This is a genomic window from Streptosporangium sp. NPDC005286, assembly GCF_040607515.1.
Taxonomy (GTDB): domain Bacteria; phylum Actinomycetota; class Actinomycetes; order Streptosporangiales; family Streptosporangiaceae; genus Streptosporangium.
Genome location: NZ_JBEXGU010000241.1, coordinates 1 through 10,397, shown reverse-complemented (window position 1 = coordinate 10,397; position 10,397 = coordinate 1). Strand labels below are relative to the sequence as shown.

Below are 10,397 nucleotides of genomic sequence, written 5' to 3'. Positions count from 1 at the left end.
CCCCGATCGAGGAATTCCTCAAAGGCAGACCCGCCCTCCTGACGAAGATCCTCAAGCAGGCGAAGGCCCCGCTGCGCGACGCCGCCGCCGTCAACGCCACCCGGTGGGCGCTGTGGCGGGCACTGGAGGCGACCGGCCTGCCCGTTCACACCGCCTCGGGCGGCCGTACGAAGTGGAACCGCTCTCGCACCGGCGCCGCCAAGTCGCACACGTTGGACGCGGTGCACGTCGGCGAACTGGAGAGCGTGACCGCCTGGCCGTCCACGATCCTGGTGGTCACGGCGACCGGGCGCGGCACCTACGCCCGCACCACCCCCGACCGATACGGGTTCCCCCGTCTCGCCCGGCCACGGAGCAAACTGCACCACGGCTTCCAAACCGGCGACCTGGTCCGGGCAAACGTCCCGGCAGGCAAGAAGGCCGGAGTTCACGCCGGGCGAGTCCTGGTCCGCTCTTCTGGCTCGTTCGACATCACCACCCGGCACGGTCGCATCACCGGGATCAACCACCGCCATATCCGTCATCTTCAGCGCGCGGACGGCTACGGCTACACAACTCAAAAAGAAACCGATCGAAATGACTGACCGATCAGGGCACACTCGGGCCTTGACGGCCCTCCCGCTCCCGACTCCTCCCCGACCTGAAGGACTCCGTCGCTTAATTGCCGCCGGTCGACGTCTAGCGTCGTTGTCCGGTGCCGGGCACGCAGGTCGCGAAGATCGAAAACGAATTGGGCAACGGAATCCTGAAGGTCGGAGCATCCCCGGGAGGTTCTGGTGAATCCCGCGACCGCGCTCGCGACCGTGCTGGTCGACGAGCTCGCCCGCTGCGGTGTCACGGACGTGGTGCTCGCGCCGGGGTCGCGCTCGGCGCCGCTCGCCCTGGCCGTGCACGCCGACAGCCGCATCCGGCTGCACGTGCGGGTGGACGAGCGCTCGGCCTCCTTCCTCGCGGTGGGGCTGGCCCGCCGCAGCGAGCGGCCGGTCGTCCTGATCTGCACCTCCGGCACCGCGGCGGCCAACTTCCATCCGGCCGTCATCGAGGCGCACGAATCGGGGGTGCCGCTGCTGGTGCTCACCGCCGACCGCCCGCCCGAGCTGCGCGACACCGGCGCGAGCCAGACCGTCGACCAGATCAAGCTGTACGGCACGGCCGTCCGCTGGTTCAGCGAGGTCGGCGTGCCCGAGGAACGGCCGGGGCAGGTCGCCTACTGGCGGTCGCTGGCCTGCCGCGCCTACCAGCGCGCGCTGGGCCCGTACGACCCGGGCCCGGTCCACCTCAACGTGGCCTTCCGGGAACCACTGATCCCCGACGGCGACCTCTCCTGGTGCGAGTCCCTGGAGAGCGACGCGCCAGGGCCGTGGATCCGTGCCAGGGTGGGCTCCCCGTCGGTGGCGCTGCACCTGCCGCCGACCCGGCGGGGCGTGCTCGTCGTCGGCGACGGCGCGACCAACGTGCGCCGATACGTGGCGGCGGCGGGCATGGCCGGGTGGCCTGTCCTGTCGGAGCCCAACGGCGGCGCCCGCTACGGCGACCACGCGATGTCCACCTACCACTTCCTCCTCGGCACCCCGGAGTTCGCCGACCGGCACCGGCCGGACGTGGTGGTCACCTTGGGCCGTCCCGGGCTGTCACGGCCGCTGCTCAACTGGCTGAGGCACGCGGACGAGCACATCGTGGTCGCCGCCGACATGACCCGCTGGCCCGACCCGACCCGCTCGGCCACCCAGGCCGCCCAGGTGGTGGAGATCCCGATCCCGGCGGGCGACGACACGTGGCTGCACTCCTGGCGCCGCGCCGAGACGGCGGCCAGGACCGCGATCGACGACGTGCTGGACGGGACCGGGCTCAGCGAGCCACGCCTGGCCCGCGACCTGGTGGACGCGCTGCCCAACGGGTCCCTGCTGTTCTCCGGCTCCTCCATGCCGATCCGCGACCTCGACCAGGCGATGCGCTCCCGGCGGGGACTGCGGATCCTGGCCAACCGGGGAGCGGCGGGAATCGACGGCGTGGTGTCGGCCGCGATGGGCGCGGCCCTCGCCCACAACGGTCCCTCCTACGCCCTGATGGGCGATCTGACCTTCCTGCACGACCAGAACGGGCTGCTCCTCAGCCCTCGCGAGCCCCGTCCCGACCTCTGTCTGGTCGTGGTGAACAACGACGGCGGCGGGATCTTCTCGCTGCTTCCCCAGGCCACGCTCCGCGCCCCCTTCGAGCGGATCTTCGGCACCGCGCACGGGGTGGACCTGGGCTACGTGGCAGCCGCCACCGGCACGCCGTACACCTTCGTGAACGAGCCGGGCCAGCTGGTGAAGGCGCTGCGCGGTGAGGGGCTGCGCATCGTCGAGGTGCGGACGGAGCGGGAGTCCAACGCGACGCTGCACGGCATGATGCGTGACGCGGCCCACGCCGCCGTCCGCGATGTCATGTCGTGACGCCCGCCCCCGCGCCGGTGCCCGTGTCGGTGTCGGTGTCGGTGTGCGGCGAGGTCAGGTGATGTCGCGGCGGAGCGTCAGCGCGCGGGCGGCGAGCACGAGCACCACGACATAGCCGGCGAACAGCAGCCCGCCCCCCCAGGCGGGCAGCAGCTCACCGCCCTGCATGTTCATGCCGCCCAGGGCGCGGGCCGCCCCGGTCGGCAGCCACCGGCCCAGGCCGGGCAGGAGCATGGTGAGCAGGTAGTCGGCGTACATGAACCAGACCAGCGCCACCGCCACCGCCGCGACCTGGTTGCGGACCAGAGCTCCGAGGCCCACTCCGAGCAGGCCGTACAGGACGACGCTGAGCACCGAGCCGAGCAGTACCACCGGCACCCGGGGGGTCCACACGGGATGACCGGCCAGGCCGAGCATGACCAGGCCCGCCGCCAGCGTGACCAGCGCCGACACGGCGCCGACGAGCAGCCCGACGATCCCGTACGCGGCCAGCTTCGCCCCCACCACCCGCTCCCGCCGAGGGGTGACCAGGAACTGCCAGGTGATCGTCTGGTGGCGGTTCTCCCCGGCCATGCCCAGGACACCGAGGATCAGGGCGAAGACATAGGACTGCTGGGCCATGTTGTAGACGTTTTCGATCTGCGGCGCCGTCGCGCCACCCGACCCCGCCAGTGCGACCATCAGCCCCGCCCAGAGCACGCACAGCGGGGGCGCCAGGGCGGCGAGGATCCAGGTGACGCGGCTCGCGCGGGCCTTGAACAGTTCGGCGCGGATCAGGCGGCTCATCCGGTCACCTTCACGTACAGCTCCTCCAGGTCGGTCTGCGGGGTCAGCGGGCCCTGCCAGGCGAGGCGGCCCGCAGTGAGGATGATCACGTGGTCGGCGATCTGCCGGATCTCGGCGAGCACGTGTGTGGAGACCAGGACCGTGCGGCCCTGGTGGGTGTAGGCCCGCAGGAAGCCCCGCAGCCAGCGCATGCCCGCCGGGTCCAGGCCATTGGCGGGCTCGTCGAGGATGAGGATCTCCGGGTCTCCCAGCAGGGCGGAGGCCAGGGCGAGCCGCTGGCGCATGCCCAGGGAGAAGCCCCGCACCCTGCGGTCGGCCGCGGCGGTGAGGTCGACCTGCTCCAGCGCGTGCGCCACGCACGCGGGATCCAGTCCCGCGGCGAGGCGGAGCGCCTCCAGGTGCGCGCGGGCGCTCAGCCCGGGGTGGAAGGCCGTCGACTCCAGTACCGCGCCGACCGTGGCGACGGGCCGGTCCAGGTCACGGTAGGCCGTGCCGCCGATCGTGGCGGTGCCGCCGGTGGGCGCGACCAGGCCGAGGATCATGCGCAGGGTGGTGGTCTTGCCCGCTCCGTTGGGGCCGAGAAAGGCCGTGAGCGTTCCTCGCTCCACGGTGAAGGACAGATCGTCCACGGCGCGTACCTCGCCGAACGACTTCCCGAGACGAGTGACGCTGATTGCTGACATGGCCTCGACGATGACCTGCCGGCAGGTGTTGGCGCATGGTTCCGGAGGTGGAGCCGGCAACCTCCACCCGGGAGGGGACCGTCGTGCGGTCGGGTGGAGGCATCTCCACCCTGAGGTCCATGGTCCCTTTCCGGCGGGCACCGGTAGCTTGTCGTCGTGGCCATCCTCCGCAGCCCGCCCGTGCGCAGGCTTCTCGCCGTCCTGCTGGTGGGATACCTGCTCTTCGGCCCGGTGTCCGCCGCCGTCGAGGTGGGACCGCCCGGGCTGTTCGCGGTGATCCCGATCGGCGCCCTCACCGTGGGCTGTTGCCTGTGGGCGCTGTGCGGTGAAGACCTCCGGCGCAACGTCTCGCTGCTCGCCCTCACCCTGGCCGGGGGGCTCGCCCTGCACGCGATCAGCCTCTACAGCGGGATGGGATTCCTGTACGTCGTCGTCTTCGTCGCACCGTTCAAGACTCGTTTCTGGCCGGGGGCGACGCTGGTCACGGCCGACCTCGTCGGCGTGACGGCGCTCTCCTTCGCCCTGGGCATCCCTTCCGGGTCCGTCTGGGGTAACACCGCCGGGCTCGCCTACTCCGCGGTCTTCGTCTTCCTGCTGCGACATGTGAAGACGATCAGGGAGCACGGAGCGGCACTCGCCGAGGCGCGGGCGGGCGAGGCCGTGCTCGCTGAGCGGGCGCGGCTGGCCAGGGAGGTCCACGACATCCTGGCTCACTCGCAGTCGGCGCAGATCGTCCATCTGGAGGGGGCGCGGCTGCTGCTGGAGCGGGGCGACGATCCGGCGGCGGCGCTCGACCGGGTCGAGCGGGCGGTGCGGCTGGCGCGGACCGGGCTGGAGGAGACCCGCCGGGCGCTCGACGCGCTGCGTGGCGAGGAACTGCCGCTGGCCGAGCGGCTGGAGCGGCTGGCTGTGGAGTTCCGGTCGGTGACCGGGGCGTCCTGCACGGTCTCGGTCACCGGGAACCTCGACTCGTTGAAGGCCGGAGCCCGGCTGGCGGTGGCCAGGACCGCTCAGGAGGCGTTGACGAACGTGCGCAAGCACGCGCCGGGCGCCGCGGTCTCGGTGGCGCTGCGCCGCGTCGAGGGCTGGTGTGAGCTGGAGGTGTGCGACACCGGTGGCCGGCCGGGCCGGCTGGCGCCGTTGGGAGGAGGATACGGGCTGGTGGGGATGCGCGAGCGGGCCGAGCTGATCGGCGGGTCGCTGGCCGCGAGGCCGGGTACGGAGGGCTTCAGGGTCCTCTTGCGGGTCCCGGCGTGAGTCGCCCACGGCGCGGCGCCGCCGCGGGGGCGGGCACCGCGCCGTGGACGACTCACGCCGGTGCCGGTGCCGGTGCCGGTGCCGGGGCGGATGCGGGGGAGGCGGCGCGCGACCGCGATCCGGTCCCGCCCCGGCGGGAGAGGTGCCGGGGAGCGCGAGCGGGTTCGAGGGACGCGGGGGTGCCGAGGTGACCGTGCGGGTGCTGGTGGCCGACGACCAGACGGTGGTGCGCGAGGGGCTGGTGCTGCTGCTGGGGCTGCTGCCCGGCATCGAGGTCGCCGGCGCGGCGGCCGACGGCGGGGAGGCGGTCCGGCTCGTCGGCGAGCTCAGGCCCGACGTGGTCCTGATGGACCTGCGGATGCCCCGCATGGACGGGGTGGAGGCGACCCGCAGGATCAGGGAGGCTCACCCGGAGGTCCATGTGGTGGTCCTGACGACGTACTCCGACGACGAGTCGGTCTTCGCCGCGCTGGGCGCCGGGGCGCGGGGCTATCTGACCAAGGACACCGACGCCGAGTCCCTGGCCTCGGCCATCGCGACCGTGGTCGAGGGGCAGGCCCAGTTCGACCCCGGTATCCAGCGGCGGCTGGCCGAGGCGGTGACCGTGAACCGCCGCGCGCCGGACCTGCCCGACGGGCTCACCCGCCGGGAGAGCGAGGTGCTGCGACTGATAGCGGCGGGCCGCTCGAACGCGGAGATCGCCGGAGAGCTGTTCGTCTCCGAGGCGACGGTCAAGACCCACATCAACAACCTCTTCGCCAAGGCGGGACTGCGCGACCGCGCCCAGGCCGTGACGTATGCCTTCCGGCACGGTCTGGGACCTGACTGACCGCAACGGCGCGGGGGTCGGAGACGACGGTGAGGCGGGGTGGCCAACAGGGTGGCGGGGCGGGGTACGAAGGAGATGACTGTCAGATCTGGGGATGTGGGGGCACCGTCCCCAGAGGCACGGTGAGCGGGTAAGGATCCACTTCGCGGGTACCCGTTGAAGGGAAGTGCCATGCCATCGGATGTCACCTTGAAGGCCCATGAGGCGGTGGCGGGTTTCGGCACCTACGCCGAGGCCCAGCGTGCCGTGGACCAGCTCTCCGACCAGAAGTTCCCGGTCGAGCACACCCTGATCGTCGGAGTCGGACTCCGGCTCGTCGAGAGGGTGCTCGGGCGGCTGACCTACCTTCGCGCCGCGTGGATGGGAGCCGGTGCCGGTGCCTGGTTCGGCCTGCTGATCGGCCTGTTCTTCGCGATCTTCACTCCGGGCCGCTTCCCCTTCGTCCTGGTCCTGTGGGGCCTGATCTGGGGTGCCGTGGCCGGCGCGATCTTCGGGCTGATCGGCCACGCGCTCACCGGGGGCAAGCGTGATTTTCTTTCGTCGAGCTCGATCGTCGCCGACCGCTACGAGGTGCTGGTCGAGACCCCGTACGCGGCCGAGGCGCGCAGGCTGCTCAACGTGGGCATGCCCCCGCAGATGCCACAGCAGATCTGATCGGCGCTCCCTGAGCAGGGCCCGCACCGCCGTGCCGTGCCCGCCACCTGGATCACCGGCCTCACCGGGGCGTGAAGTGATCAGGCCCGAGGACCGGGGCGGCGATGCCGTCCGGCGAGTGTCGTTCCCGTCATGTCGCACAGGAGATCAGCATGCCTAAAACAGTTGGAATCGACCTCGGCACCACCAACTCGGTGATCGCCACGATGGAGGGCGACAAGCCCACGGTGATCCCCAACGCCGAGGGGGTGCGGACGACGCCGTCGGTCGTGGCGTTCACCGAGAACGGTGAGCGCCTGGTCGGGCAGCTTGCCCGCCGCCAGGCGATCCTGAACCCCAAGGGAACGATCTACTCGGCCAAGCGCTTCATCGGCCGCCGCTACGACGAGGTCACCAGCGAGATGAACGCCGTCTCGTTCGACGTCGTCCCAGGTCCGGACGGTGCCGTCCGCTTCAAGATCCACGAGAAGCTGTACGCGCCGGAGGAGATCGCCGCGGCCGTGCTGCGCAAGCTGGTGGACGACGCCTCGAAATTCCTGGGGGAGAAGATCACCGAGGCGGTCATCACCGTGCCCGCGTACTTCAACGACTCCCAGCGCCAGGCCACCAAGGACGCGGGGAAGATCGCCGGCCTGGAGGTCCTGCGGATCGTCAACGAGCCGACCGCGGCGGCTCTCGCCTACGGCCTCGACCGCAAGGAGAACGAGACCGTGCTCGTCTTCGACCTGGGCGGCGGCACCTTCGACGTCAGCATCCTCGCCATCGGCGACGGTGTCGTCGAGGTACGGGCGACCGCGGGCGACACCCATCTGGGCGGTGACGACTTCGACCGGCGCATCGTCGACCACCTCGCCGACGAGTTCCAGCGGGACAACGGCATCGACCTGCGCCAGGATCCCCAGGCCCTGCAGCGGCTCTTCGAGGCCGCGGAGAAGGCCAAGGTCGAGCTGTCGGCGGTCAGCCAGACGCAGGTCAGCCTGCCCTTCATCACGGCGGACGCCTCGGGCCCCAAACACCTGAACGCCACGCTGCGGCGCTCTACCTTCGAGGAGATCACCGCCGACCTGCTCGAACGGTGCAAGCCCCCCATCCAGCAGGCCATGGCCGACGCCAAGCTCACCGCCGACGACATCGACGAGGTGATCCTGGTGGGCGGCTCGACCAGGATGCCCGCGGTGCAGACCCTGGTACGCCGCATGACGGGTGGCAAGGATCCGAACATGACGGTCAACCCCGACGAGGTCGTGGCGCTGGGCGCGGCGGTCCAGGCCGCCGTCATCAAGGGCGAGCTGAAGGACGTCGTGCTGCTGGACGTGACGCCGCTCTCCCTCGGCATCGAGACGCTCGGCGGGGTCATGACGAAGGTCATCGAGCGCAACACCACCATTCCGGCCCGCCGGTCCGAGGTGTTCAGCACCGCGGAGGACAACCAGACCGCCGTGGACGTCGCGGTGCTGCAGGGCGAGCGCGAGCGCGCCGCCGACAACCGTTCCCTCGGCCGGTTCCGGCTGGAGAACATCAGGCCCGCTCCGCGCGGCGTGCCGCAGGTCGATGTGACCTTCGACATCGACGCCAACGGGATCCTGAACGTCTCCGCCAAGGACAAGGACACCGGCGCCGAGCAGCGCATCACGATCAGTGAGAGCTCGAACCTGGACACCGGCGAGGTCGAGCGGATGGTCGCCGAGGCCGAGCGGCACCGCGAGGAGGACCAGCGGATGCGGCAGGTCATCGACGCGCGCAACGAGCTCGACAGCGCCGCCTACCAGGTGGAGCACCGCCTGGCCGAGCTGGGTGAGTCGGTGCCCGTCCATGAGAAGGCGCGGGGCGAGATGCTGGTGAACGACGCCCGCGAGGCGATCAAGCAGGAGGCCCCGCTCGACCGGGTCCGCTCGCTCACCGCCGAGCTCCAGCAGGTCTACCACAGCCTCGGCGCGTCGGCCTCCGGTGCTTCCGGCCCGGGCGCCCCGGGGGAGGGCGCGTCCGGGGCTCCGGGCGGCCAGGCGGGTGGCGGCAGGGACGACGACGTCATCGACGCGGAGTTCACGACCGATGAGTGAGGCAGCCGGGCAGGGCGGCCACGTCCCCGGTCATGAGCCGGATCCGCGTGGCCAGGAGCCGCGGGCCCAGGGCGGGCACGGCGGCCAGGAGGAACACGGTAGGAAGGCCCATGCGCGAGGGACGCGCGGCAAGGAGGCGCATGGTCAAGAGCAGCATGCCCAGGAGGCGCGCGGGGAGGCAGGGGCCGCCCCGGCCGATCTCCAGGCCCGGGTCGAGGAGCTCCAGGCCCTGGTGACCGATCTGCAGGACCGCTGGCGGCGCGCCCTCGCCGACCTCGACAACCTGCGCAAGCGCGTCAGCAGGGACACCGGGCGGATGCGGGAGGAGGAGCGGGCACGGGCCGCCGCCGAGTGGCTGCCCGTGCTGGACAACCTGGACCGCGCGCTGGAGCACGCGGAGACCGACCCCGCCTCCATCGTCGACGGGATGCGGGCGATCAGGGACCAGGCGCAGGAGGTGCTCTCCCGCCTCGGCTACCCACGCCGCGACGACGCCGGCGCCACGTTCGACCCGGCCAGGCACGAGGCGGTGGCCGTGCTCCCGCAGGAGGGCGTGCCCGACGGCACGGTCCTGCAGGTGGTGCGGCCCGGCTACGGGGACGGCGAGCAACAGCTACGGCCCGCGCTGGTCGTGGTGGCCAAGGGGGAATGATGCCCCCCGACCGCGACTTCTACGAGATCCTCGGAGTGCAGAGGGGCGCGAGCCAGGAGGAGATCCAGCGCGCCTACCGCAAGCTGGCGCGGGTCAACCACCCCGACGTCAACAAGGACCCGGCCGCCGAGGACCGCTTCAAGGAGGTCTCCGAGGCCTACAGCGTGCTGTCCGACCCCGCGACCCGGCGCCGCTATGACGCGTTCGGGCCGAACTTCCGCCAGGTGCCCGAGGACGTGGACCCCGAGACGTGGGCGCGCGCCCAAGGCCGCCGTGCGCGTGCCGGCGCGGGGGCGGGGGCGGGCCGTGCCGGCTGGGGCAGGGCCGGAGAGCAGGCCGGCTTCGGGGAGGGGATCGACCTCGACGACCTTCTCGAAGGGCTGTTCTCCGGACGGGGAGCGCGGGGAGGCAGGGCCGGTGGAGGCTGGGGGCCGATCCCCGGCGCCGACCAGGAGGCCGAGATCGAGCTGACCGTCGAGGAGGCCTACCGGGGCGGCCGCCGCTCGATCACCGTCGGCTCGCGCAGGCTGCAGATCGAGATTCCCGCGGGCGTCTCCGACGGGCAGCGCATCAGGCTGGCCGGGCAGGGTGGAAGGGGCGGCGACGGGGCACCCGCGGGCGACCTCTACCTGATCGTCAGGATCGCGCCGCACCCCCGGTACCGGGTCGAGGGGCGAGACATCCACGTCCTGCTCCAGGTCACCCCGTGGGAGGCGGCGCTCGGCGCCTCCGTCGCGGTCGACACCCCCGCGGGCGAGGCCAAGGTCAAGGTGCCGGCGGGCACCTCCAGCGGCAAGCGGCTGCGGCTGCGCGGCCGGGGGATGCCCAGTCCCCGGAACAAGGCGGGTGATCTGTACGCCGAGGTGCGGATCATGGTTCCGGCCCGGCTGTCGGAGGAGGAGCGGCGGCTGTTCGAGCAGCTCGCCGCCGTCTCCACGTTCGATCCGAGGAGACAGCGATGACCCACCCCTTCCCGGAGCGCAGGCCGCCCCACCCGGGGGCGCGGCCTGCCGGGCCCCGGCCGGCCCCCGCCCCCGCGGA

Annotated in this window: 9 protein-coding genes and 1 pseudogene; 8 read left to right on the top strand and 2 right to left on the bottom strand. The window is 72.1% G+C overall.

Annotated elements, in window-relative coordinates:
* Positions 1-584, top strand: a pseudogene (locus ABZU75_RS42765) (HNH endonuclease); the annotation flags it as partial.
* 192 nt (positions 585-776) lie between these two features.
* Positions 777-2,435: a 2-succinyl-5-enolpyruvyl-6-hydroxy-3-cyclohexene-1-carboxylic-acid synthase gene (gene menD / locus ABZU75_RS42760; RefSeq protein ID WP_355567993.1), complete on the top strand. Its 1,659-nt coding sequence runs from the start codon at positions 777-779 to the stop codon at positions 2,433-2,435.
* Between the two features lie 54 nt (positions 2,436-2,489).
* Here menD and ABZU75_RS42755 read toward each other — a convergent pair whose 3' ends face one another.
* Positions 2,490-3,221, bottom strand: coding sequence for an ABC transporter permease (locus ABZU75_RS42755; protein ID WP_355567990.1), 732 nt, complete (start codon positions 3,219-3,221; stop codon positions 2,490-2,492).
* Complete coding sequence (locus ABZU75_RS42750) at positions 3,218-3,904, bottom strand: ATP-binding cassette domain-containing protein (RefSeq protein WP_355567987.1); 687 nt, start codon at positions 3,902-3,904, stop codon at positions 3,218-3,220. The genes ABZU75_RS42755 and ABZU75_RS42750 overlap by 4 nt, the downstream gene beginning before the upstream one ends.
* 156 nt (positions 3,905-4,060) lie before the next feature.
* Here ABZU75_RS42750 and ABZU75_RS42745 point away from each other — a divergent pair, with 156 nt between their 5' ends.
* The 6 genes from ABZU75_RS42745 to ABZU75_RS42720 all read left to right on the top strand — a co-directional run bounded on the left by ABZU75_RS42745 (position 4,061) and on the right by ABZU75_RS42720 (position 10,318).
* Positions 4,061-5,161 (top strand): histidine kinase, encoded by a 1,101-nt coding sequence (locus ABZU75_RS42745; protein WP_355567984.1) that lies wholly within the window; start codon positions 4,061-4,063, stop codon positions 5,159-5,161.
* A 187-nt stretch (positions 5,162-5,348) separates the two neighbouring features.
* Complete coding sequence (locus tag ABZU75_RS42740) at positions 5,349-5,990, top strand: response regulator transcription factor (RefSeq protein WP_355567981.1); 642 nt, start codon at positions 5,349-5,351, stop codon at positions 5,988-5,990.
* 171 nt (positions 5,991-6,161) lie between these two features.
* Positions 6,162-6,644, top strand: coding sequence for a general stress protein (locus tag ABZU75_RS42735; RefSeq protein WP_355567978.1), 483 nt, complete (start codon positions 6,162-6,164; stop codon positions 6,642-6,644).
* A 152-nt stretch (positions 6,645-6,796) separates the two neighbouring features.
* Complete coding sequence (gene dnaK, locus ABZU75_RS42730) at positions 6,797-8,704, top strand: molecular chaperone DnaK (RefSeq protein WP_355567975.1); 1,908 nt, start codon at positions 6,797-6,799, stop codon at positions 8,702-8,704.
* Positions 8,697-9,356, top strand: a complete 660-nt coding sequence (locus ABZU75_RS42725; protein WP_355567972.1) for a nucleotide exchange factor GrpE — start codon at positions 8,697-8,699, stop codon at positions 9,354-9,356. The genes dnaK and ABZU75_RS42725 overlap by 8 nt, the downstream gene beginning before the upstream one ends.
* A complete protein-coding gene (locus tag ABZU75_RS42720; RefSeq protein WP_355567969.1) occupies positions 9,353-10,318 on the top strand; it encodes a J domain-containing protein in 966 nt (321 codons plus the stop codon). Before ABZU75_RS42725 ends, ABZU75_RS42720 begins: the two co-directional genes overlap by 4 nt.
* Positions 10,319-10,397 lie beyond the last annotated feature (79 nt).